Consider the following 22,806-nt stretch of genomic DNA (forward strand, 5'->3'; position numbering starts at 1 on the left):
GCTCCGGTTCGTCACTTCGAGCAGAGGATATCGGCAACGACGGACAGGGATTCCTGGCTGCCCGCCTCTTCCATGACCGCGCCGTTCGGCCAGGCGATGAGCCGCGCGTTCATGGTGACCGTGCAGTAATCGGCGCTCACGGCGTTCGGGCCGCCCTGGTCGCTGCCGGCGCGATTGCCTATCGCGGGCTTGATCTTGTCGGTGATCTCCACCTTGGCGATCCACGCGACGTCGGCGCGGCCGAGGCTCCCCGGCACCTCGGGCGTGGGCAGCTCCACGAGATCCTCCGCCGCGTCGAACGTGTGCGGGTAGAACGACCAGCACGGCTCGGTGCTGATCGAGCAGTTTGTCGACTCCGTCGGGGCGATGGCGTCCAGGCCGCCGTTCTGCTCGATCTCGGCGAGCGCGAGCTGCATCGCGTACTCGGCGAGGTAATGCGTCTGCGTCATCCGGCGCTCGTGGCCGGTGGCGATGGTCGACAGCGTGGCGACGTTGGCCGCGAACAGGCCGATGGCCATGAGCATCGTGATGACCAGCACGACGATGAACACGGCGGCGCCCCGCTCGTGGGCGCGGCGGTGGGACCGGGCGATGCTTGCGTTCACCATTTGACGTAGGCCTGGTTCGGGAGCGCGATGTCGGCGTAGAGCGTGCGCATCCGGGCGAAGGTGGTCTCGCCGACGATGCCGGGGATCAGGAACCTGAGCCTGCGGCCGTCGGAGCGCTCGGGGAAGCCGACGTCGCGGTCGGGCGCCCGGGTGCGGGTCGAGAGCCGGACCTGGACCGACCGCACGCGCTGCGGGGCGGCGTTCGACTGGTCGTTCGAGGCGGCGATGTTGTACGCGGCGGCGTTGTCGGTCGACATGATCGGAAACCGCTGGATGAACGGGTCGGTCACGGTCGGATCGGCGCTCTCCTCCGCGGCGGAGATCCCGAACTTGAGATCGACGGCGTACTCCGCGATGAGCTCGAGCGTCTCCGGGATCTCGTTGTTCTCATCGTCGAGCTCGACCCGCACGAGCTCGGTGCGGCCGTCGTCGCCGGTCTGCTCCGCCGCGATGGGCGCGACGAGGGGGGCGTAGGGCGTCTCTTTGCCGACGAGGCTCCGGATGTTGTAGCGGACGCGGTTGACGACGTTCACCCATCCGGCGTCGCCGGTGGCGCCGCCGGGGGTCACGCCGCACCGACCGAACCCCGAGAGCATCGGCAGGCCGGGAGACTGCTTGAGGGTGATGGCGATGAGGTTGGGCGGATCGCCCTGCACGTTGGTGCCCTGGATGACCCCGTAGAGAAACTGGGTCTGGCCCCGGACCATGACGCGCAGGATGCGGTTCGGCGCGAAGATCTGGGACAGCCCCTGTCCGCTGCCGTTCGCGCGCTGGAGCGTGCGCTGCACGGCGGCGCTGTTCGGATTGAGCTCGACGATCAGGGCGCCGGTCGCGTCGCTGATCTTCCTGAACTCGAAGAGCTCGTTGCTGCTCAAGCTCCCGCCGATGATGATCGAGTCCGGATACAGCTCGTTGGCGACGCTCTGGCTGAGCTCCGACCCGCCCTCGAACACCGATCCTTGCCGCCGGATCCAGATGCCCGCGAGGCGATTCAGGCCGAGCGGCGCGGGCGGGACCTGGCAGACCTCCGGATCGAGGCGGATGTTGGGCGTCGAGAGGTACGCGGCGCGCTGCAGGTCCGCGGCGAGCCGGTTCAGCCCGACGGTCGCGGCGAGGTGAGAGGCGGACGCCCTCGCCTCGTTCTGGAAGAAGCGCGTCGCGTTCTTCGAGAGCAGGAACGCCGCCAGCGACACGACGAGGCCGGCGGCCATCGCCACGAGCAGCTCCACGAGCGTGAAGCCTCGCTGTCCAGAGGCGCGCGCCCGCGCGGGGGAGATGCGGCGATCGGTCGTCATCGTCGGTCCTCGCTCGTGTTTCGGAGGACGCCGGTCGTCAGGTAGACCGCGCCGAACCGGTCCGGCTGCTGGTCGACGGTGATCGGGTCGACCGCGCAGTTGATCGGGGTCCCATTGCGCTCCCAGATGACGCGGATCTCGGCGCGGATGAGGCTCTCCCAGAGCCGCGTCCCCGTCGTGGGGTGGGTGAACTGGCGGAAGCGGACGTGCGTGCAGAACGCCGGCTCCGACGTGTCGCCGAGGTGGATGTCGGTCCCGAACACGTCGGCGCTCGGCGCCCCGAGCGCGTCGACCCGCGTGGGCGTCACCTTCGCCGGGAACGGGCTGGCGGTCGTGAGCCTGAGCCACTGGGTGTCGCCGTCGAGGTCGGGGACCCGCCGGGGCTCGTTCCACTGGAGCGCGTCCACCCGCAGCCGCTCCGCCCAGGTCATGGCGATGTTGTTGGCGATCGCGATGTTGCGCGCGTTCGTGTTGCTGATGAGCGTGGCCTTCTGCAGCGCGAGCACCCCGGTGGCGCCGATGGCGAGCACGCCGAGCGCCGCCATGACCTCGATGAGCGTGTAGCCGGAGCGCCCCGCTCGCCTCACCCGCGCCGCGCTCACAGGCCGAGCCTCGCGACGCCGTTCGGCGGGACGAAGACCGAGCGCAAGAGGCCGGTCCTCGTGTTGGTCACGTTCACCCGGATCGCGCCGAGCAGCGGCACGAACTCCCCGGAGGCCGCATAGCGCACGTACGTCCGCCCCCTCGGCGTGAAGCAGATGTCGGCGTTCGCGCGCACGGCGCCATCGGGGGCGGTCGGATCGCGGAGCTCCACGGCCGCCAGCTCGATGCCCGCCGTTTGCAGCGTCGTGACGGGGTCGGTCAGGTCGGCGTTCGTCCAGTCGGCGATGCTGCGGCAGCTCGTCGCGATGAGCGAGCCGGCGGCGATGTTCTGGACCCGCGCCTGCCGCACCTCGAACTGCCCCGTCGCGGCCGTCCACCGCACGAGCACCGCCGCCCCGCGGCCGATCGCCTGGTAGCGCGCGAGCCGGTAAAGGCCGCTGATCTCCATCGCGGTGCGGTTCACGCGGCGATCGCGCATGCCGTTCACGAAGCTCGGCGACGCGGCGGCCGCCAGGATGCCGATGAGGACGATCACCGCGAGCAGCTCCGGCAGGGTGAAGCCGCGCCCATTGCGGCGGCGCCGCGCGCGCTCTCGCGGTGACGACGCCCGCGGTCGATCGGGATCTCGAAGAGGAGGTCGCGAACAGGGAAAGGGACGCACCAGAGGGCCGGCAAAGGCAAGCCGCATGCCCTCGGCGATGCGCGCTAAACCATGGATTTGCATGATGAATCTCTCAAAGCGGTCCGGGACGGGCGCTAACGATTGCGGCGCTATGAAAAAAGGTGCAAGGCGAACGGGCCATGCGATTCCCGCCGGAAAGGTGTTCATCGAGAGTCCCGTCTGCCCACAGCGCGCCTGTCGCGTGCGGCGAAAGGCCCCGGCGCTTCCGCGCCGGGAGCTGTGCGCTGCTCGCGGGCGCGCTCGCGGCCGCGCTGTCCGCGGGCTGCAGCAAGAAGGAGGAGCCCATGGGCGCGCCGCCGCCGCCGCCGCCGGCCGCGAAGCCGGCCGCGTGCGCGGACGGCGGCGGGACGATCAGCGACGCGGCGAGCGCGCCGTTCTTCCCGCGCATGACGGGCGGGTTCTGCCTCGACCCGAACGGCGCCGAGAAGACGTTCGGCGAATCGGCGCCCCTGCCGCTCGACAGCATCTGCGACATGTTCGACGGGGAGTGCGAGATCTACAAGGGATTCGGGGTGCGGCGGGTGGTCGAGGCGCGCTACGTGAGCGGCGCCGGCGGCTCGGCGACGGTCGACGTGCACCTCTCGAAGTTCGGGTCCACCGAGGGCGCCTACGGGATGTTCACGAAGCGCACCGTGGGCGACGGCGACCCCGCCGACGAGGCGACGCCGCGCCAGATCGACGGCGGCGGCGCGGCCGCGATGGGGGTCGGGAACGCGTACCTCTGGCGCGGGCAGTACCTCGCCGAGATCACGTACAACGACGAGGCGCTGGCCGAGGCGGCGCTCAAGTCGTCGAGCGAGAAGGTCCTGCCGGGGCTCGTGAAGGAGATGGGCTCGAAGCTGCCCGGCGAGCCGTCGCTGCCGCCGGCGGCGGCGGCGCTCCCCAAGGACAACATGATCCCGCTCGGGGTCCGCTACGAGACCAAGGACGTGCTCGGGGTCGACGGCGCGGGGCCCGGCGCGTTCGGCTACTACAAGGAGGTCGACAAGCGCTACCGGGTGGCCGCGATCGTGCGCGCCGACGTCGATCAGGCCAAGGACGTGCTGTCGACGCTGGCGAAGCTGCCGGGCGCCGTCCGGGAGAAGGGCATCGGCGACGGCTCGGTGCGCCTCATGCACAAGGAGGGCGAGAGCCCCGCCACCGAGTGGATCTTCGCCCGCGCCGACAAGACCGTCTACGGGGTCGGCGACGAGGCCCGCGTGCTCCGCAGCGGCATGACGGCCGACGAGCACGCGAAGCTGACGCTGACCAAGGAAGAGAAGTCGGCGAGGCTGAAGAAGATCGTCACCGCGCCGGCGCGCTGAGCGCGCGAGCGAGCGGGTCGCTCACGGCGCTGCGGCGCGCGGGCCGGCGGCGCTGCGGCGCCGTTCGGGCCGGAGGCGCCGCGGGCCGGAGGCGCCGCGCGCTCACTGCGTGCGGAGGATGACGTGGAAGCCGAACGGCGTCTCGACGAGGTCGCTCACCTCGCCGACCTTGATCTTCTCGAGGCCCGTCTGAAACTCCGGGACCATCGCGCCCTTCGGGAACTTGCCGAGGTCGCCGCCGCGCCGGTCCGCGCCCGGCTCGTCCGAGTACTCCTTCACGATGTCCGCGAACTTGCTCGGATCGGCCTTGGCCTTCGTCATGGCCTCGGTCGCGCGGGCCTTCGCCTCCTCCTTCGTGCGCGTGATCGTCGCGGGCGCGCGCCGGCTCCCCTGGTACATGACGAGCAGGTGCTTCGCGCCGAACATCTCCCGGGGCGGCTGCGCCGACTGCGCCGGACGGGGCGTCGGGGCGGGCGCGGGAGGCGCGGCGGCGGCCGTGTGCGCGTGCTCGTCCGGCTCCGGGGCGACAGGGGCGGCGAGGCGAGCGAGCGGCGTCTTGTTGAACATGCCGAAGAAGCCGAGGAGCCCGATCAGCACGAGCGCGCTGAGCACCGCGTGCGGCGTCCACCAGTACGCATCTTCTGGATCGGCGCCGTCGTCGTCCGCGTCGTCGTCGTCGTCGTGCGCGTGGCCGCGTCCGCGGACCGCGGTGGCCTTCGCCTCTTCCTCCTCCCCGTCGTCGTTGCCTTCGTCGGTCGACTCGTCCTCGTCGAGGTCCTCGTCGTCCTTGGCCCTGTCCTTCTCGGTCGTCTTGCTCATATCGCTTCCCTGATCCGGGCCTCGGCCTTAGCACGCGGCCGCGCCGGCCGTCAGCCGATCTCCGCCCACGCGCTCGTGAGCACGGGATCGGGGCGCTCTTTGACCGACGTCACCAGCGCGACCTTGCCGCCCTCGAGCATGTAGCCCCGCGTGATGAGGGTGTCGCCGGGCCAGACCGGCTTGCGGAACTGCGCGCCGTAGGCCCGCAGCCGGCTCGCGTCGCCGCCGGCGGCCTTCTGGATGATCGCGCGCGCCGCGAAGCCGTACGTGCAGAGGCCGTGCAGGATGGGGCCCTGCGAGAAGCCCGCCTTCGCCGCGACCTCCGGGTCGGCGTGGAGCGGGTTCTCGTCGCCCGAGAGCCGGTACAGGAGCGCCTGCTCGGGCGTGGTCGCCTGCTCGACGACCCAGTCGGGCTCGCGGTCCTTCGGCGCCGAGGCCGCAGGCTCGCTCTGCGGCGGTCGCGGCCCGCCGAAGCCGCCGACGCCGCGCACGATGATCGACCACACCGTGTCGAAGAGCGGCTCGTCGTCGAGGGTCGTCTTCGTCTCGACGATCACCTGCGCGAACTTCTTGAGGTCGTAGATGCCGGACACGGTGGCGGTCGTGAACAGCGTCCCGCTCGTCGGGAGCGGCCGGTGCACGCGGAGCGTCTGGCCGCCGTGGACGATGAGCGGCAGCTCGGCCCCGGCCGCCTCGAGCGCCGCGAACACCGCGTCCTGCGAGGGGATGACGCCGAACGTGGGGTAGACCTTCATGCCGCCCGGCACGCCCTCGTAGAGGTACTCGAGCTCCTCGCGACGGGCGCCGATGCCGAGCGCGTAGGTGGCCAGGGTCTTCCAGTTGAAGGTGAAGGCGCTGGGCTTGGTCGTGTGGCCGACCGTCGAGAGATTCAGCGGCATCGGGGGGCTCCTCGCAGGATGGAAACGGTCGAGGAGGCGTACAGACCTGGCGATGTCGCGTCAACTGGCGCACGCCGAGCGGTCACCGTGCGCGCGCTCTGATCCTCCCGCGCGCGCGGCCGCCGCTGGCGCGCGCGCCGGGGCCACCCCGCGCGCGGGATCAGAGCGCGACGCGATAGGCGATGAGCACGCCGATGTTGAACATGTCGACGCGCTCGGAGAGCGACGCGCGATCGCCGGTCGGCGAGATCTTGCGCTGCTCCGGGAGGAACCAGCTCGAGTAACGAAGATGGCTCCCGACGCTCCAGTTCTCGGCGAACGCCCAGTCTCCTCCGATCGCGAGCCCCGCGGCGACCCCTTCGGTGCCGATCGTCGCTGCCCTGGGACCGACGTACGCCGTGTCCGAGTACGGGTTGCGATCGGCCTCGACCGACCAGGAGTCGTTGACGACGACGCCGCCGACGGTCGCGCCGACCCACCACTCCGTCATGGGCGTGCGGAGGGCGTAGTAGCGGAACACCCCGTCGAGCATGAAGTAGCGGCGCGAGTGATCGCGCTCGAGGCTGCTGGCCCCGTACGCGGCGTCGGTGCTCAGCGACGCCGCCCAGAAGATGCCCGCGCCGAAGCCGATGTCGCCCCAGCGGTAGAGGTTGTGGATGCCGAAGGAGACGCTCGTCTCGCCCTGCTCGCACGCCTCTGGGGCCAGGACGGGGCAGACGTCGGCGCCGGGGAGCGTCATCACGCCGCCGCTCATCTCGACCATGGTGTAGGGGCGATCGCGCTCGCGCGCGGCGGCGGCGCGGCGGGCCGCCCTGCTCTCGTCGGCGCGGCCGGGGGCCGCCAAGAGGAGCAGGGCGAGCGCGGCGGCGCCCGCTGCGCCCGCGGCGCGGCGCTTCGAGCGGGCGCCGTCTCGGCGCGGCGGCGCTGCTCGGTCACCCTCCCCAGCGCGGACGTTGGTGGGCGCGCGCGACGTCGGGTACCAGCCGCCTCGATTCACCTTCGTCGAATTATAGCCACGGACCGGTCGACGAGGGGAGCGGCGAGGAGCCCTCCGTGGGCAGCGGGGGCGGCGACGGCGGCAGGACCGGCGCGTCGCTGGCCGGCGGCGGGGCGGCGCCGGCCTTCGCGGGCGCGCCTGCGCCTCCCGACGCTGGCGGCGGGGCGGCGCCGGCCTTCGCGGGCGCGCCCGCGCCTCCCGACGCTGGCGGCGGGACCGGCGCGCCGCGGGGACCCGCCGCCGGCGGCTGGCCGGGGGTCGAGCCGCGATCGCCGTCCGGCGCCGGACGGCGCGGGGGCGGCCGGCGATCCGGGCCGGCGTTCCGGAGCCCGCTGCTCTGCGGGGAGACCTGCGGCGGCGGCTCTTCGGGGGCGTCTCTCGGCGGGGCCGAGAGCTCGGCGACGAGGTGCTGGGCCGTGGTGAGCTCCGGGTGCAGCTCGATCGCGAGCTTCGCCAGGCGGATGGCGCCGGCCCTGTCGCCGGCGTACTTCCGCCCGAGGGCGTCGGCGACGACGCGCTCGGCGGACTCGCGCCGGAGCGCGACAAGCCGCGCGTCCCTGGGCCACCGCGCGAGGGCCTGCGCGATGATGTCCTTCACGTTCTCGCCGGGCGGCGTGTCCCACGCGTGCCTGCCCATGCAGTCGCGCGCGCGGTCGATGTGCCCTTCCAGGGAGTCTTGGGCGGTCTTCCCCCCGAAGGCGCCGAGGTGCCGCCCGCCGAGGAACGCGACGAGCCCCACCGCGCCGGCGCACGCGAGGAGCGCGGTGGCGCGGGCGATCACCGCGCGGCGGGGGAGCTGCGGCGGCGCGGACGCGACGCCCTGCATGGTCGACGGTGCGGGCGCGGAGTCGCGCGCGGGGTCGATGCCGAGGCCGACCGCCGTCCGCGCGGGCTCGTCCGGCGCGCCGCTGAAGTCCGCGCTGCTGAAGGAGGAGCGCTCGACGCCGCTCGCTCTGGGCGACGAGGCGCGCTCCGCGTCGCTCGCCGAGGAGCGCTCGACGCCGCTCGCTCTGGGCGACGAGGCGCGCTCGCCGCCGCTCGCGGAGTACCGCTCGACGCCGCTCGCGGAGTACCGCTCGACGCCGCTCGATCGGGGCGACGAGGAGCGCTCCTCGTCGCTCGTCGAGGCGGGATCTTCCTCGTGGCGGGGCGACGCGGGGCCGCCGTAGAGCGCCGACTCGCTCGACGGGAGGAGCGGATCGAGGTCGCTGACGCGGGCGCTCTCCAGCGTGGGCGCGGCGATGCCTCCGATCTTGGCGGCGAGCGCGGGGGAGAGGTCGAGCGACTTGGTGCGCGACTTCGACGCCAGCTTCATGACCGCGCTGGCGCGCAGGAGCCCGGGCTGGGCGGCGATCTCGTCGGGGTCGAGGCCGCTCGCGCGCACGGCGAGGGCGAGATCGCGGCCGAGGGCGCGCGCGTCCGGGGCGCGGTCCGAGGGCTTCTTGGCGAGGTTCTGCATCACGACCTGCGCGATCGGCGCGGGCACGTAGCTCGAGCGCGCGATGCTGCGCAGGTCCGCCGGCGGGGCGTGGGTGTGCTGGACGAGCAGCGCGACGGGCGAGTCGCCCTCGAACGGCGCGCGGCCGGCGAGGCACTGGTAGAGCATCGTGGCGATCGAGTAGACGTCCGCGGGCGGGCCGACCCGCTGCCCCTCGGCGCCTTCGGGGGAGATGTACTTGGCCGTGCCGAAGATGAGCCCGGCCTGGGTGGTCATCGCCTTGTCGGCCCAGTCGAGGCGGGCGATGCCGAAGTCGAGCACCTTCACGTAATCCGGGTCCTCGCCGCGGCGGACGAGCATGATGTTCTCGGGCTTGAGATCGCGGTGGACGATGCCCTGCGCGTGCGCCTCGCCGACCGCGTCGCACACCTGGAGGATGACGTGGAGCGCCCTCGGGAGCGGGAGCGCCTCGCTCTCGCCCGCCGTGCCGGCGGCGGCGAGCGCCGAGAGCAGCGAGATGCCGTCGAGGTGCTCCATGACGAGGTAGAGCTCGCCGCCGATCCTGGCGTCGGCCGTGGCGGGGATGCTCCCGGTCATGAGCACCTGGACGACGTTCGGGTGGACGAGCCGGCTCGCGATCTTGGCCTCGCGGTGGAAGCGGCTCACGAGCTCGGCGTTGCTGCTGAGCTCGCGGTGGAGGACCTTCACCGCCACGTCGCGCTCGATCCCTGCCTGGAAGGCGCGGTAGACGCGGCCCATCGAGCCGATGCCGATGAGGTGGCGGACCTGGATCTGCCCGCCGAGGGTGAGGCCCACGTACGGATCGCGCTCGGCGGCGCCCAGCGAGGCGCTCTTGCGCGAGCTCGCGAGCGGGGTGCCGTCGCGCGGGCAATACAGCACGCCCGCGTCGTAGCGCTCACCGCACGAGGGGCAGCTCTTCGCGGGGGACGGCTTCATCGACCGCGCTGATCCTAGCACCGCTCCCGCCACAAATTCTCGGAGGGAGCGGCGTTTCGGCGCGTCGCGCCGCCGGGGGACGCTCGGGCGTGGACCGACCGGCGCCTTGCGACTACGGTCGCGGCGTGAGCGGTTCCAAGGCGGGCGCAGCGAGGGCGCGCGGCGGCAAAGGGCGTGGCAACGCGGGCGCCGCTCCTGCGCCCGCCGCCGGCCGGGGCGCCGCCGCTACCTCGCGCGCCGCCTCGCCCGCCCGTGACGCCGCCTCGGCCCGGGAGGCCGCCTCGGCCCGGGAGGCCGCGTCCCGGGCCGAGGCGGCGGCGGACGCGGGGCCGCGGGAGGGCGAGTACGTCGTCACGCTTCCCACGTTCGAGGGGCCGCTCGACCTGCTGCTGCACCTCATCCAGCAGCACGAGCTCGACATCCTCGACATCCCCGTGAGCTTCGTCACGGAAAAGTACCTCGAGTACCTGAAGCTCATGCGCTCGCTGTCGATCGATCTTGCGAGCGAGTACCTCGTGATGGCGGCGACGCTGGCGCACATCAAGTCGAAGATGCTGCTGCCGAGCGTCCCTGCGGGGCAGGACGACGACGGGATGCCGGGCGAGGAGGAGGATCCGCGGGCCGAGCTCGTCCGGCGGCTCCTGGAGTACCAGAAGTACAAGATGGCCGCGGCCGATCTGGCCGAGCGCGGCACGCTGGGGCGGGACGTGTTCACGCGCGGCATGAGCGAGAGCGAGGTGCCCAAGGGTCCTGCTCCGTTCGCGTCGATGCAGATCTTCGGCCTGCTGGACGCGTTCGAGCGGGTGCTGAAGCGGACGAACGTCCAGATTGATCACGAGGTCGTCTTCGATCGCATCAGCATCACGGATCGCATCGTGGAGCTCACGGAGAAGCTCTCGGCGCGGCGGTCGATGCGCTTCGAGGATCTGCTGCTCGACAGCGTCTCGAAGGGGGGCGTCATTCCCCGCTTCGAGGTCGTCATCACGTTTCTGGCCGTGCTCGAGATGTGCAAGCTGAGGCTGATCCGGGTCCACCAGACGGACCCGCTGGCGCCGATCCACATCCAGCTCTCGGTGCCGGACGGCACGCCTCCGGCGGATTTCGAGGTCGACGAGGGGGCGCCGTCGGCGAAGCGGGTCGAGGCGGCCGGGGGCGAAGAGGCGGGCGCGCCGCCTGCTGCCGGCGAAGGTGATGGAGCGGAGGCCGCGAGCGTGGGGGGCGGCGAGCTCGCGGAGCCGGAGCTCGTGGAGGCGGCGGAGCCGGAGCTCGTGGAGGCGGCGGAGCCGGAGCTCATCGAGGCGGCGGAGCCGGAGCTCGTGGAGGCAGCGGAGCTGGGGCTCGTGGAGGCGGCCGAGCCGGGGCTCATCGAGGCGGCGGAGCCGGAGCTCATCGAGGCGGCGGAGCCGGAGCTCATCGAGGCGGCGGAGCCGGAGCTCATCGAGGCGGCGGAGCCGGAGCTCGTGGAGGCAGCGGAGCTGGGGCTCGTGGAGGCGGCCGAGCCGGGGCTCATCGAGGCGGCGGAGCCGGAGCTCATCGAGGCGGCGGAGCCGGAGCTCATCGAGGCGGCGGAGCCGGAGCTCATCGAGGCGGCCGAGCTGGTCGAGCCCGTGGAGGACAGGAGCGTCGAGGCGGAGGTGCCTGAGCCGGCGGCGGCTGCGGAGGTGCCTGAGCCGGCGGCGGCTGCGGAGGCGCCTGAGCTGGCAGAGGTTGCGGAGGCGCCTGAGCTTGCGGAGGCTGCGGAAGCGCCGAGCGAAGAGTCGGCGTGGCCGGGTATGGCCGCGCCCTTGGAGCACAGGAGCGTCGAAGTGGAGGCGCCCGAGCTTGCGGAGACGTCGGAGGCGCCCGAGCTTGCGGAGACGTCGGAGGCGCCCGAGCTTGCGGAGACGTCGGAGGCGCCCGAGCTTGCGGAGACGTCGGAGGCGCCCGAGCTTGCGGAGACGTCGGAGGCGCCCGAGCTTGCGGAGACGTCGGAGGCGCCCGAGCTTGCGGAGGCGCCGAGCGAAGAGCCGGCGTGGCCGGAGGTTGCCGAGCCCGTGGAGGCCATGAGCGTCGAAACAGAGGCGCCTGAGCCTGCGGAGGCACCGAGCGGAGAGCCGGCGTGGCCGGAGGTTGCCGAGCCCGTGGAGGCCATGAGCGTCGAGGCGGAGGCGCCTGAGCCTGCGGAGGCTACGGAGGCGCCGAGCGAAGCGGCGATGTGGCCGGAGCTGACCGAGCCATCGAGCGGCGAACCTGCAGGGCCGGAGCGTGCCGAGCCGGCGGAGGAGACGAGCCGCGCGCACGAGCTCGTGGGGGGTGAGCCAGCGGCCGAACCAGACGCCGGTCCCGCCCTGGAGCAGACGGAGCGCGATGCGGCCGCGGATCCGAGCGACCTGCCGGCCTCGGAGGAGGCCGCGACACCGCCGGAAGAGGCTGCGCCGGCGGAAGAGGTGGATGAGGTAGACGCAGGGAGTGGCCGTGACGGTGGCTGATGCCGCGGCGAAGCGGCGGCGCGTGGCGAAGACGACAGGACAGGGCGCGCCGGCGCAGCTGAGGGCGGCGGCGCACGCGTGGCTCGGCGGAGCGAAGCGGTCACGAGGAGCGAAGAAGGAGCCGCGCGCGCCGAAGACGCCGGGGCAGGGCGCGCCGGCGAAGGCGAACGCGCAGGGCACGCCGGCGCGTCTGCGGGCGGCGGCGTACGCATGGCTCGGCGGAGCGAAGCGGCCGAGGGGAGCGAAGAAGGAGCCGCGGGCGCCGAGGACGCCAGGGCAGGGCGCGCCGGCGAAGGCGAACGCGCAGGGCACGCCGGCGCGTCTGCGGGCGGCGGCGTACGCGTGGCTCGGCGGAGCGAAGCGGCCGAGGGGGGCGAAGAAGGAGCCGCGTGCGCCGAAGACGTCGGCGGAGGGCGCGCCGAAGACGTCGGCGCAGGCCGCGCCGGCGCGGGCGAGCGGGCGGGGCACGCCGGCGCGTCTGCGGGCGGCGGCGTACGCGTGGCTCGGCGGAGCGAAGCGCTCGCGCGGCGCGAAGAAAGAGCCGCGCGCCTCCAGGGCGACGCGGCAGGATCCGCTCGCTCGCTTCCGCGCAGGCGCCTGGTCCCAGCTCGGCGATCCTGCGCGTCGCGCCGATGCTCCCGTCCGGAGCGCGGCCTCGGGGCCCGCGCAGGTGCCCGGGCTCTCTGCGGTCGCGCGCAAGCATCTGAAGGGCGTGCTGGAGGCGCTCATCTTCGTGGCGGAGCGACCGGTGCCGGCCCGCGAGCTCGCGCGTTCGGCGAACGCGGAGCACCGCGTCGTGCGCGAGCTCTTGGCCGAGCTCGTCGCGGAGTACGACGGGCGGGGGTTCCGGCTGGACGAGGTCGCCGGAGGGTACGTCTTCCGGACGAGCCCCGCATTCGCGCCGTTCGTTCGCGAGGTGACCGATCAGAAGCCGGTCAAGATGTCTCGCGCCCAGACCGAGACGCTCGCGATCGTGGCCTACCGGCAGCCGATCACGCGGCCGGAGATCGACGAGATCCGCGGCGTCGATTCCGGCGCGGCGCTCAAGTCGCTCCTGGAGCGAGACCTCGTGAGGATCCTGGGCAAGAAGGACGAGCCCGGGCGCCCGATGCTGTACGGCACGACGGCGCAGTTCCTCGAGTTCTTCGGCCTGAAGGCGCTCGGCGAGCTGCCGACCCTGCGCGAGTTCACCGAGCTGACCGAGGAGTCGCGACGCGCCTACGAGCGCGAGCTCGGCGAAGAGCCGCCGGAGACGGCGGTGGCGACCGCGGGACAGGAGAGCTTCGCCGGCGCGGAGGGATCAATCCGGACGACGGTCGCCACTGCGGCCGAGGATCTACCGGAAGACGTCGGCGTGTCGCCTACTGCGCCGCGGGAGGGAGATGTTGCGATGGAAGCCATGGAAGATCACGTGCGTGAGGGGAGCTCGGTCGTTGGGGAGGATGCTGGGGCTGTCGAGAAGGCCGCCGTCCGGCGCGACAACCCTGCCGAGGAGGATGCGTTGCGCGACGAAGAGGACGAAGACGAAGAGGACGAAGACGAGGACGAAGAGGGCGAGGACGAGGAAGACGGCGAAGGGGGAGACGAGGACGAAGAGGGCGAGGAAGAGGACGACGACGAGGAAGACGACGACGAGGAAGACGACGACGAAGAGGGCGAGGACGAGGACGAAGAGGGCGAGGAAGAGGACGACGACGAGGACGAAGACGAAGACGAGGAAGATGAGGACGACGACGAGGAAGACGAGGACGAAGACGACGAGGACGACGACGAGGACGACGACTGATTCGTCATCTCCTCCTGATCCTCAGGCCCATCGGCCCGTCGCTTACGACGGTGGGGCGTCCATCGGATCCGGATAGGTGTCGGCCAGCTTCATCGCTGCGCTCCTCAGCTCGGGGTGGGCGAGGAGCTTGCGGAAGAGCCGCCAGAGCTCGGGGTCGGAGAGCAGCTGGAGCGGCGAGGCGGCCGCCTGCTTCTTCTTCTTGCGGGGGATCGCCTCCGGACCTTTGCGCCGCAGCTCCTCCATCATTCCGACGAAGCGCTTGGTCGGGAACAGGTCGCCGTGCTCCCAGGCGAGCACCGTCTCCTGCTCGATGCCCAGCGCTCCGGCGAGCTCGCGGGCCGTGCACCCAAGCTCCTGCCGGAGCTTCTTGATGTCCTCGGGGGCCATGCGAGGCGAGGGTAGCGGCCTCGAAAAAAAAAGCGACGTCGAGCAACCGGCGGCGAGCTCCTGCCGAACTCCGCGTCATGACCCAGCACCCGCCGACTCGCCCCTCGTGCACCCCCCGCGCTCGCCGCGCCCTGCCGCTCGCGCTCGCGCCGCTCGCGGCCTCCGCCCTGTCCTGCGCGCCGGAGCTCGCGGCTCCCCCTCGCTCCCCGCCTGACGAAGAGGACGCCGAGCTCGCCGACCCCGCGGACGCGGGCCCCGAGCTCCACATCGAGCCCGAAGCGCCCCTGCACGCCGCGCCGCCGGTGCTGCGGCTGCGGGTGCGCCTCCCGGGCGCCTCGCTCGAGGGCGTCGATCCTGCCCGTGCGCTGGTCGTCCGCGGCAAGGTCGGCGCGGCGCACCTCCGCCAGATCGAGCAGGGCGAGCTGTCGAAGGCGCTCTCGGCGCGCGTCGTCCCGTCGATCGCCTGGCTGGACGGGACGCCCCCGGGGGACCTCACGCTGATCGTGGCGCCGCTCGTCCCGCTCGCGCCCGGCGAGACCTACGCCGTCGCGAGCGGCAGCCCCGTCTTCTCGCACCACCTCCAGGTCGCCGCGGAGGGCTCGCCCCCCGTGCTCCCGCGGATCTGGCCGCCGCCCGACGCCGGGGCGAGCCTCGGCCTCGGCGTCTGGTGCGGCGATGCGCCGCTCCCGGAGACGATCGCCGCGGCGACCCTCGAGCCGAGCGGGCCGGCGGGCGAGCTGCGCCGCGGCGCCGTCGAGGGCATCGGCGCCCGCTGCCTGCGCTTCGAGGGGGAGTCGCCCCCGGCGCCGGGCGAGGCGGACGAGCTGCGCCTCGTGGGCCCGCCCGTCGCGTTCGACGGCGAGCCGGCGGCCGTGAGCCTCGATCCGCGTCCGTTTGCGCTGGAGTCGGAGCCCCTCTCCGCCGTCGCCGCGGCGTGCGCGCCGGACGAAGTGCCTCTCGGGCCGGGGTGCGCCCAGGTCGCCGACGATCGGATCCGCGTCCGGTCGGCGGACGCGCCGCTGCTCTGGGCGATCGCGGGCGAGGGGCTGGACGAGGTCCTCGCCCTGCGACCGGGCGAGCCGTTCGTCCTCGGGCCCTTGCCGCCCCTCACCGCCGTGGAGCTCGCCATTGCCACCGTCGACAACGCAGGCCGCGTGGAGCGGCGGACGTTCTCGGCCATGACGCGCGAGCCCATGCCCCACGTGATCATCAACGAGGTACTGGCAAATCCTGTCGGGCCGGAGCCGGGGCAGGAATGGGTCGAGCTCTACAATGATGGCGATGTCCCAGCTGACCTTACAGGGTATGTGTTGGCCGATGTGGGCGGAGAGACCGAATTACCTTCCATTTCGCTGGCGCCCGGCGCGTACGCGCTGGTCGTCAACGAGGGATTTATCTCCGATGATGAGCTCGATCCCCCGGCTCCTCCGGAGGCGCTCCTGCTCCGGGTGCCAAAACTTGGCAACCATGGGCTGTCGAACTCGGGAGAACCGCTCAAATTGATGGATGGAGGAGGTGCAGTCTTGTCCAGGTCGCCCGCCATGCCCGAGCCGAAAGCAGGGATGAGCCTGGCCCGCGTAGGGCCGCGCGCTCCCGACGGCTCGGCTGGCTCCTTCGTGACCAGCTGGCCGACGCCCGGGCGCGTGAACATAATGAACGAGGAGATCCCCTGAAGGATGGGGAGTTTGCCTCCGTACAGGGCGATCTCTCCGAGGGGCAGAGAAAATTCGAGCAAAGCGGGTGACGGACCCGTCTGTGAGAGCTAGGTTTCAATCGAGTAGACAGACGGGTGGGGGGGGCCGCCACCTGAGGAGACGCTGCCGCGCTGTGAACGCGAGCTGTGCGGCAGGTGCCTTTCGCGTGGAGTTCGGCGATGGCTGGTGTTCGTGAGAAGCTGTTGACCGCATCCGACCTCGCAGCCCTGTGCGAGGTCGACTTGAAGACAATCCATAATTGGGTGGATCGAGGGAGGATTGCCCATTTCCGTACGCCAGGGAGACACTTGCGCTTCAAGGCGGCGGATGTGGCCGAGTTCCTCCGTGCATGGGGCTATTCGGTGCCTCGGGAGCTCGCCAAGGCGACCTCCAAGTCGATGATGGCCATCGGCACCAAGGACACGATGGCCCACGTGGCGCGAGCCCTCGGGGAAGGCGTGCCCATCCGGCACGCGAGCCACCCGTATGACGCGCTGATCTACGCGGGGGCGGACCCCGCGGACGTGTACATCATCGACGTTCGGGCCGTGTCCGGCGACGTGGACGTCACCTCCCTCTTCGAGGCGCTCCACCGAGCGAACTCGCAGGGGACGTTCGTCGCGCTGTCGGACGAGCCGATCAGCCTGCCCCCGTTCGTGGGGAGGATCGGCCGCAACGACGCGCAGCAGCTAAGGGCATTCCTGATGCCTGAAGCGGCCGCGCAGCCGGGAGCGCCCCTCCAGGCGAGCGCCGGCGCAGCCTCGGAAGAGCCGCCGCGGAGCCTGGCCGCAGGCGGATCCTCGCGCTGAGCGAGGGCCCCGGCCGTCCTACGCCCAGCTCAACGGCTGGGCGAGGACGGCCGCGGGCGATGGAGGAGAGCCCGCCACCGAGCGCAGCACTGCAAGCACGACCCGCTGAGGACAGAACCCCCCCTCCGCAGCGCAACCTGGGGCCGGTTGAAGGGTCGCTCGCAACCCAGCTGTCGAGTCCGCTCCTGCGCTTTCCTGGATGAGCTGAAGAAGAAGAGGTCGAGGAGCGCGGGCCGCGCCGCGGACACGCTCTGGCGACGGCGGCCGCGCTCGCTCAGCTGCCGGCGATGGTCATGGCGGAGACCCGGAACGTCGGAGATGACGTCGCCGTCCGGAGATCGAGGTCGTTCCCGACCGCGTCGATCCGCTGCAAGAGCTCGTCGAGGTTCAGCGAGATGGTCACCTCGCTGACCGGGTGGGTCAGCTCACCGTTCTCGATCCAGAAGCCGGCGGCGCCGCGGGAGAAATCGCCGGTCACGGCGTTGAAGCCGAAGCCCATCATCTCGGTGACGTACAGCCCGCGCGGCGTGGAGCGGACGATCTCTTCCGCCGGCGTGGAGGTGGGCTGCAGGATGAAGTTCGAGGTCGACGGGCCCACGCCGCCGCCGGCGCCGCGCGAGGCGCTGCCGGTCGAGGGGCGCTTGAGCTTCCGGCCGCTGTAGCTGTCGCAGAGGTAGGTCTTCAGGATGCCCTGCTCGACCACGACGTTGCGCCTGGACGGGAGGCCCTCGCCGTCGAACGGGCGCGAGCCGGGCGCGCGCGGGAGCAAGGGGTCGTCGACGACGGTGATGAGATCGCTGGCGACGCGCGTCCCCTCGCGGCCGATGAGGTAGCTCGACTTGCGCCAGATCGAGCTGCCCATGAGGCAGGAGCCGAGCAGACCGAGCATCGAGCGGGCGACGTCCGGGTCGAAGACGACGGGCGCCTCGCAGGTCGGCACCTTGCGGGCGCCGAGCTTGCGCAGCGTCCGGCGGGCCGCCTCGCGGCCCACGGCCTCCGGGGCGTCCAGGTCCGCGAGGTGGCGCCGGGCGGTGAAGTAGAAGCCGCGGCGCTTCTTGTCGTCGCTGTCGTCGGCGACCGGGGAGACCACGAGCTGGGCGTACGAGCCGGCGACGCCGCCGCGGAACCCGCCGGACAGGACGAGGGCGTAGGCGCCCGCGCTGCGCGAGAACGTCGCGCCCTCGCTGTTCGTGATGCGGGGATCGGCGTCGCGCGCGGCCTGCTCGCCGCGGCGCGCGAGGTCGATGGCCTGCGCGGCCGTGACCTCGCCGCCCGACGGATCGTAGAGATCGAGCGCGGGGAAGTTCCCCTTGGCGATGAGCTCCGGATCGGCGGGGCCGGCAAATTCGTCCTCTTGAGAGATGTCGGCGAGCTCCAGCGCGTCCGCGACGAACCGATCGAGGCCGCGGGGCGTGAGGTCGGAGGTCGAGGTCAGCGCGACGCGCTGCTTCTTGATGATCCGCATGCCGAGGCCCTTGTGGACGGCCTCCTCGACGAGCTCGGGCTCGCCGAGCCGCACCTTGGTGGTGAGCTCGGAGCCGGAGCGGGCGATCGCCTCCGCGACGTCGGCGCCGCCTTTCCTGGCGCGGGTCACCACCTGCTCGGCCAGCTCCATCAGTTCTTCGATCTGACGATCCATGCGGGCTCGTTCGGACATGAGGCGACAGGGTGGAGGAGCGCGGTGGCTCCGTCAACGCGGTGACGCGGCGGGCCGGCCGCCGCGACGGTCCGTCGACGCGGTGACGCGGCGGCCCCGCGGCCGCGGCGGTCCGCCGACATGGTGACGCGGCGGCCGCGCTCGCGGGTGCGCCTCAGCCCGGCCGGTTCGAGCGGCCACCCTTGCCGAGGCCGAGCCGGCGCTGCGGGCGCGTCGAGGCGGGCCGCGGCGGCTCCACCGCTGGAGCCGGCGCGCTCGGGACGGCGCGGGGGCGCGGGCCGGCGGGGGGCTCACCCTTCTGTCCGCCGCCCGGCGGCTCGCGCCGGAGGAGCGCGCTCACGGTGACCGCGAAGCCGGCGGCGAGCATGGTGTGCATCCAGAGGAGCGCGTAGCCGAGCGGACCGCCGGTGATCGGATGGACGCCGAAGTCGCCCTCGACCTGCCGGTAGGTGCCGTCGAGCGCGAGGCGCCGGGACAAGGCGAGGACGGCGATCAGGGCGATCGCGAGCGGCGCGCCGGCGAAGACGGCCAGCGCGCGGATCGAGCGCTGCGCGGTCGGACGGCCGCCGGCGCTCGCGGCGAAGCGCTGCGCGGCGACGAACCCGGCGGGCACCGAGGCGGCGTCGAGGAGGAGCAGCACGAGGTCGACGGCGGACGGGACCCGGCGGGTGTCGACGAGGTACGCGAAGCTCCAGTCGGGCGCGAAGACGAGGAAGTAGGCGCAGACCGGGGCGAAGACGAGGACGGCGAACAGGGAGACGAGGGCGAGCGGCCGATCGGGCGGGCCGGACGCGAGCCGTGGCTCCGCCGCGCGCAGCGCGCCTGGGCGGTGAGGGGCTGCTGCGCTGAACCACGCGAGCAGCGCGCCGAGAGCAAAGCCGACGAGGGGAGCGACGAAGGCGGGCACGCGGCGCGGAACGTAGTCCTGTCGCCCCCTCCTGTGCAAAGAGCCTGGAGAGTTTGCGTGGAGCGGCACAAGGTGGAGCGGCACAAGGAAGGGAGGGGAGCGCGCCGGGATGGCGCGCCCGGAGACGGCGCGCCGAGCGAGAGGAGCGCGCGCCGAGCCGCCGGACGCGCACGGCCGGGCGCCCCACGGGACCGGGGGGAACGGGCGGCCGGGGCGGAACGTTTGCTCTGGCGGCGCCGCCGCGCTAAGCGGCTGCGCACATGGAGCCGCGCCTCGTCCGGGACATGCTTGAGCGCGTTCGCACCGGCGAGCTCGCCGTCGAGGAGGCGCTCGAGGCGCTCCGAGGCCTGCCTTTCCGGGATCTGGGCGTCGCGACGGTCGATCACCACCGCGCACTGCGGCAGGGCGTGCCCGAGGTGATCTTCGGCGAAGGGAAGACCCCCGAGCAGATCGCCCTGATCGCCCAGGAGATCTCGGGGGCCGGGCAGAACGTGCTCGTGACCCGGGTCGACGCCGCGAAGGGCGCGGCGGTGGCGTCGCTCTTGCCCGCGTTTCGCTACGTCCCCCTGGCGCGGACCGGCACCGTCGAGGTCGCGCCGACGCCGAAGCGCGCCGCCGGTCCGGTCGCGGTCGTGACCGCGGGCACGAGCGACGTCCCGGTCGCCGAGGAGGCCATCGAGACGCTGCGCGCCGTGGGGCTCGAGGCGAAGCGGCTGTACGACGTGGGGGTCGCGGGGCTGCATCGCTTCCTCCATCGCGTCGAGGAGCTGCGCAAGGCGTCCGCCGTGATCGTGGTCGCGGGCATGGAGGGCGCGCTGCCGAGCGTGGTCGGCGGGCTCGTGGCGGCCCCGGTCGTCGCGGTCCCGACGGCGGTCGGCTACGGCGCGGCCCTGGGCGGCTTCACCGCGCTCTTCTGCATGCTCACGTCGTGCGCCTCCGGCGTCGCCGTGGTCAACATCGACAGCGGCTTCGGCGCGGCGATGGTGGTGCACCGCATGTTGCCGAAGGAGTGAGCGCTCGACGAGCGCGACCGCGGGAGCGCCGCGAGGCTCAGACGCCCGGCGAACGGAGCAGGCGAGACATGGGACACGGGCACGATCACGACCATGCGCATGGGCACGGTCACGACCACGCGCACGGGCACGATCACGACCATGCGCATGGGCACGGTCACGACCACGCGCACGGGCACGATCACGACCATGAGCACGGGCACGATCACGACCATGAGCACGGGCACGATCACGGCCATGCGCACGGTCACGATCACGGCCATGCGCACGGTCACGATCACGACCACGCGCACGGGCACGACCACGGTCACGATCACGACCACGCGCAAGGGCATGACCACCCGCGCGCGCCGCTCCTCGAAGAAGGCGCGGGCGCCGGCAAGATCCTGTTCTTCGATGCCTTCAGCGGGATCGCCGGCGACATGACCATCGCCGCGCTGCTCGATCTCGGGGTGCCGCTCCTCGTCATCGAGCGCGCGGTCGCGGCGCTGCCCATCGAGGGGTTCCACCTGCACCGCGGGCACGCCCACCGCAGCGGCATCGTGGCGACCTCGTTCGACGTGCACGTCGAGGCGCCGCAGCCGGAGCGCACCTACGGATCGATCGACGCCATGCTCGCCGCGGCGCCGCTCGATCCGCCCGTCGCCGCGCTGGCGCGCCGGATCTTCCGGCGCCTCGGCGAGGCGGAGGCCGCCGTGCACCGGATCCGCCTGGAAGACGTGCACTTCCACGAGGTCGGCGCCGTCGACGCGATCGTCGACATCGTGGGCGCCGCCGCGGCCATCGTGCACATCGGGGCGGAGGTCGTCGGATCGCCGCTGCCCATGGGGCGCGGGTTCGTCAAGGCGCGGCACGGGATCCTCCCGCTGCCGCCGCCCGCCGCGGTCGCGTGCCTCCGCGGCGTCCCGACCTACGGCGTCGACCTCGACGCCGAGCTGGTCACGCCCACCGGCGCGGCCATCATCTCCGCGCTGGCGACCCGGTTCGAGCGCTGGCCGACGTTCGCGCCCGACCGGATCGGCTTCGGCGCCGGCCAGCGAGAGCTCCCGGACCGCCCCAACCTGCTGCGGGTCGTCCTGGGGACGCGCTCGGGCGGGGAGGAGAGCCTCGGCAGCGCGTCGCACGTGATCGTCGAGGCCAACGTCGACGACCTCACCGGCGAGGTGGCGGGGCACGCGATCGAGGCGCTGTTCGCGGCAGGCGCGCTCGACGCATGGGCGGCGCCGATCACGATGAAGAAAGGGCGGCCCGCGCTGACGATCGCGGCGCTCGCCGCCGCCCCCCAGGCCGACGCGGTGGCGACGGCGCTGCTCCGCGAGACGACCAGCATCGGGCTCCGGAAGATCCCGGTCGCCCGCACGGAGCGGCCGCGGCGCATCACCACCGTGAAGACCGCGTACGGCGCCATCCGGGTGAAGATCAGCGAGGGGCCGTTCGGGCCGCCGCAGATCAAGCCGGAGTTCGACGACTGCGCCGCGGCGGCGAGGACCCACGGCGTCCCTGTGCGCGAGGTCGTCTCGGCGGCGCTCGCGGCCGCCAAGGGGTGACGCGACGGCCGCCGGTCGCTGACGCCGCCGGCGGCGACGCCGCGCCTCGGCGCGCGCGCGCCGGGCCGACGGCCGCGCTCACCGGAGAGGGCGGACGCGCGCGCTCAGTCGGGGCGCTCGATCGGCAGCGCCTCGGCCTCCCACGCGAGGAAGCCCCCCTCGAGGAACGCGACGGGGACGCCCTCCTCCGCGAGCTTCGCGGCCACGTCCTTCGACTTGTCGCCGGAGCGGCAGTAGAGCACCGGCGCGCCGGTCAGCATGTGGAGCTCGGCGAGCCGGCCCTCGATCTCCTCCAGCGGGATGTGCACCGCGCCGGGGATGTGGGCGCGCCCGTAGGCGGGGCCCTCGCGCGTGTCGACGGCGACCACCTGGCCCTCGCGGATCAGCTGCGCCAGCTCGGCCGCCCGGATGGCGCCCTCGGCGCGCGGGAGGAACGGATCGAGGAGCTCGCGGAGCTGCTTGCGGTTGAGGACGCCCTGCTCCGCGGCCGCCGGGCGGCCCCGGTGAAAGACCATGAACGTCGGGACGGCCTGGATGCGCAGCATCGTGGCGATGCGCTTCGACTTGTCGATGTCGATCTTGACCACCTTGGCCTTGCCCTCGAGCTCGCGCGCGATGGCGTCGACCTCCGGCGCGACCGTTTTGCACGGCCCGCACCAGGTGGCGGTGAAATCGATGAGCACGGGCAACTCGCTGCGGAGCACCTCGCGCTCGAACTCCTGCTCGCTGATCTCGGGAACGGCCATGGCGGGCGAATTCATAGCGGGCCTTCCCATCGAGATCGAGTGGCGCGAGGCCCCCGCCGCCGAGATCGCGCGGATGAGGCCGATTTCGCGAAATCCCGGCGCGACCTCGGCGCGCGGCCGGCGGCGGGCGGCGGGCGCAGCGGAGACGGCCGCGGGCGCGTCGCCCCGCCGCGCGCGTCGCCCCGCCGCG

General features: G+C 72.8%; 19 protein-coding genes. 7 read left to right on the forward strand and 12 right to left on the reverse strand.

The annotated features are described in order from the left end of the window. Positions 1–11 precede the first annotated feature (11 nt). From WMF26_RS12195 to WMF26_RS12210, 4 genes are read right to left on the reverse strand one after another with little or no spacing between them, the layout of a single operon-like run. Positions 12–608 carry a hypothetical protein gene (locus WMF26_RS12195; protein ID WP_438000457.1) on the reverse strand — a complete coding sequence of 199 codons (597 nt, stop codon included), beginning with the start codon at positions 606–608 and terminating at the stop codon, positions 12–14. Further along, a complete protein-coding gene (locus tag WMF26_RS12200; RefSeq protein ID WP_438000458.1) occupies positions 602–1,903 on the reverse strand; it encodes a PilW family protein in 1,302 nt (433 codons plus the stop codon). The genes WMF26_RS12195 and WMF26_RS12200 overlap by 7 nt, the downstream gene beginning before the upstream one ends. After that, positions 1,900–2,505 carry a type IV pilus modification PilV family protein gene (locus tag WMF26_RS12205; RefSeq protein ID WP_438000459.1) on the reverse strand — a complete coding sequence of 202 codons (606 nt, stop codon included), beginning with the start codon at positions 2,503–2,505 and terminating at the stop codon, positions 1,900–1,902. The genes WMF26_RS12200 and WMF26_RS12205 overlap by 4 nt, the downstream gene beginning before the upstream one ends. After that, positions 2,502–3,335, reverse strand: a complete 834-nt coding sequence (locus WMF26_RS12210; protein WP_438000460.1) for a pilus assembly FimT family protein — start codon at positions 3,333–3,335, stop codon at positions 2,502–2,504. The genes WMF26_RS12205 and WMF26_RS12210 overlap by 4 nt, the downstream gene beginning before the upstream one ends. A 137-nt stretch (positions 3,336–3,472) precedes the next feature. Here WMF26_RS12210 and WMF26_RS12215 point away from each other — a divergent pair, with 137 nt between their 5' ends. Next, positions 3,473–4,492: a DUF6599 family protein gene (locus WMF26_RS12215; RefSeq protein WP_061622174.1), complete on the forward strand. Its 1,020-nt coding sequence runs from the start codon at positions 3,473–3,475 to the stop codon at positions 4,490–4,492. A gap of 102 nt (positions 4,493–4,594) precedes the next feature. Here WMF26_RS12215 and WMF26_RS12220 read toward each other — a convergent pair whose 3' ends face one another. The 4 genes from WMF26_RS12220 to WMF26_RS12235 all read right to left on the reverse strand — a co-directional run bounded on the left by WMF26_RS12220 (position 4,595) and on the right by WMF26_RS12235 (position 9,602). Further along, positions 4,595–5,311: a peptidylprolyl isomerase gene (locus tag WMF26_RS12220; RefSeq protein ID WP_437337276.1), complete on the reverse strand. Its 717-nt coding sequence runs from the start codon at positions 5,309–5,311 to the stop codon at positions 4,595–4,597. 50 nt (positions 5,312–5,361) lie between these two features. Then, entirely contained in the window at positions 5,362–6,210 is an 849-nt protein-coding gene (locus WMF26_RS12225) for a MaoC/PaaZ C-terminal domain-containing protein (protein ID WP_438000461.1), read from the reverse strand. 160 nt (positions 6,211–6,370) lie between these two features. After that, positions 6,371–7,207: a hypothetical protein gene (locus WMF26_RS12230; protein WP_438000462.1), complete on the reverse strand. Its 837-nt coding sequence runs from the start codon at positions 7,205–7,207 to the stop codon at positions 6,371–6,373. A gap of 10 nt (positions 7,208–7,217) precedes the next feature. Continuing rightward, the gene (locus tag WMF26_RS12235) at positions 7,218–9,602 is read right to left on the reverse strand and encodes a protein kinase domain-containing protein (protein ID WP_438000463.1); all 2,385 of its coding nucleotides are present in this window, start codon (positions 9,600–9,602) and stop codon (positions 7,218–7,220) included. A gap of 125 nt (positions 9,603–9,727) precedes the next feature. Between WMF26_RS12235 and WMF26_RS12240 the strand changes: the two genes are divergently transcribed. Together WMF26_RS12240 and scpB are read left to right on the forward strand one after the other, a co-directional pair. After that, on the forward strand, positions 9,728–12,070 hold the full coding sequence (locus WMF26_RS12240; protein WP_438000464.1) for a segregation/condensation protein A: 2,343 nt from the start codon (positions 9,728–9,730) through the stop codon (positions 12,068–12,070). A 712-nt stretch (positions 12,071–12,782) separates the two neighbouring features. After that, entirely contained in the window at positions 12,783–13,856 is a 1,074-nt protein-coding gene (scpB, locus tag WMF26_RS12245) for an SMC-Scp complex subunit ScpB (protein WP_438002398.1), read from the forward strand. Between the two features lie 42 nt (positions 13,857–13,898). On the opposite strand, the gene WMF26_RS12250 is transcribed toward scpB, so the two are convergent. Beyond that, a complete protein-coding gene (locus tag WMF26_RS12250) occupies positions 13,899–14,243 on the reverse strand; it encodes a helix-turn-helix domain-containing protein (RefSeq protein WP_061626783.1) in 345 nt (114 codons plus the stop codon). Positions 14,244–14,320: 77 nt separating this feature from the next. Between WMF26_RS12250 and WMF26_RS12255 the strand changes: the two genes are divergently transcribed. Together WMF26_RS12255 and WMF26_RS12260 are read left to right on the forward strand one after the other, a co-directional pair. Beyond that, positions 14,321–15,916 (forward strand): lamin tail domain-containing protein, encoded by a 1,596-nt coding sequence (locus WMF26_RS12255; RefSeq protein WP_438000465.1) that lies wholly within the window; start codon positions 14,321–14,323, stop codon positions 15,914–15,916. Between the two features lie 200 nt (positions 15,917–16,116). Then, on the forward strand, positions 16,117–16,746 hold the full coding sequence (locus tag WMF26_RS12260) for a helix-turn-helix domain-containing protein (protein ID WP_437337283.1): 630 nt from the start codon (positions 16,117–16,119) through the stop codon (positions 16,744–16,746). Positions 16,747–17,020: 274 nt separating this feature from the next. On the opposite strand, the gene WMF26_RS12265 is transcribed toward WMF26_RS12260, so the two are convergent. Both WMF26_RS12265 and WMF26_RS12270 read right to left on the reverse strand, forming a co-directional pair. After that, positions 17,021–18,385, reverse strand: a complete 1,365-nt coding sequence (locus tag WMF26_RS12265) for a TldD/PmbA family protein (protein WP_437337284.1) — start codon at positions 18,383–18,385, stop codon at positions 17,021–17,023. Between the two features lie 172 nt (positions 18,386–18,557). Beyond that, complete coding sequence (locus tag WMF26_RS12270) at positions 18,558–19,310, reverse strand: hypothetical protein (protein ID WP_437337285.1); 753 nt, start codon at positions 19,308–19,310, stop codon at positions 18,558–18,560. 260 nt (positions 19,311–19,570) lie between these two features. On the opposite strand from WMF26_RS12270, the gene larB reads away from it, so the two are divergent. Together larB and larC are read left to right on the forward strand one after the other, a co-directional pair. After that, entirely contained in the window at positions 19,571–20,323 is a 753-nt protein-coding gene (gene larB / locus WMF26_RS12275; RefSeq protein WP_061622021.1) for a nickel pincer cofactor biosynthesis protein LarB, read from the forward strand. Positions 20,324–20,391: 68 nt separating this feature from the next. After that, entirely contained in the window at positions 20,392–21,870 is a 1,479-nt protein-coding gene (gene larC, locus WMF26_RS12280; RefSeq protein ID WP_438000466.1) for a nickel pincer cofactor biosynthesis protein LarC, read from the forward strand. A gap of 104 nt (positions 21,871–21,974) precedes the next feature. Here the strand turns inward: larC and trxA are convergent, their stop codons facing one another. Continuing rightward, positions 21,975–22,616: a thioredoxin gene (gene trxA / locus WMF26_RS12285; protein WP_437337287.1), complete on the reverse strand. Its 642-nt coding sequence runs from the start codon at positions 22,614–22,616 to the stop codon at positions 21,975–21,977. Positions 22,617–22,806: the final 190 nt, after the last annotated feature.

The organism is Sorangium sp. So ce185, from assembly GCF_051526825.1.
GTDB classification, from domain to species: Bacteria; Myxococcota_A; Polyangia; order Polyangiales; family Polyangiaceae; genus Sorangium; species Sorangium cellulosum_D.

Coding starts and splice junctions, on each gene's coding strand:
- WMF26_RS12195 (WP_438000457.1), bottom strand. CDS start 608: ATGGTGAACGCAAGCATCGCCCGGTCCCACCGCCGCGCCCACGAGCGG.
- WMF26_RS12200 (WP_438000458.1), bottom strand. CDS start 1,903: ATGACGACCGATCGCCGCATCTCCCCCGCGCGGGCGCGCGCCTCTGGA.
- WMF26_RS12210 (WP_438000460.1), bottom strand. CDS start 3,335: ATGAACACCTTTCCGGCGGGAATCGCATGGCCCGTTCGCCTTGCACCT.
- WMF26_RS12215 (WP_061622174.1), top strand. CDS start 3,473: ATGGGCGCGCCGCCGCCGCCGCCGCCGGCCGCGAAGCCGGCCGCGTGC.
- WMF26_RS12220 (WP_437337276.1), bottom strand. CDS start 5,311: ATGAGCAAGACGACCGAGAAGGACAGGGCCAAGGACGACGAGGACCTC.
- WMF26_RS12225 (WP_438000461.1), bottom strand. CDS start 6,210: ATGCCGCTGAATCTCTCGACGGTCGGCCACACGACCAAGCCCAGCGCC.
- WMF26_RS12235 (WP_438000463.1), bottom strand. CDS start 9,602: ATGAAGCCGTCCCCCGCGAAGAGCTGCCCCTCGTGCGGTGAGCGCTAC.
- WMF26_RS12250 (WP_061626783.1), bottom strand. CDS start 14,243: ATGGCCCCCGAGGACATCAAGAAGCTCCGGCAGGAGCTTGGGTGCACG.
- WMF26_RS12255 (WP_438000465.1), top strand. CDS start 14,321: ATGACCCAGCACCCGCCGACTCGCCCCTCGTGCACCCCCCGCGCTCGC.
- WMF26_RS12260 (WP_437337283.1), top strand. CDS start 16,117: ATGGCTGGTGTTCGTGAGAAGCTGTTGACCGCATCCGACCTCGCAGCC.
- WMF26_RS12265 (WP_437337284.1), bottom strand. CDS start 18,385: ATGGATCGTCAGATCGAAGAACTGATGGAGCTGGCCGAGCAGGTGGTG.
- larB (WP_061622021.1), top strand. CDS start 19,571: ATGGAGCCGCGCCTCGTCCGGGACATGCTTGAGCGCGTTCGCACCGGC.
- larC (WP_438000466.1), top strand. CDS start 20,392: ATGGGACACGGGCACGATCACGACCATGCGCATGGGCACGGTCACGAC.
- trxA (WP_437337287.1), bottom strand. CDS start 22,616: ATGGCCGTTCCCGAGATCAGCGAGCAGGAGTTCGAGCGCGAGGTGCTC.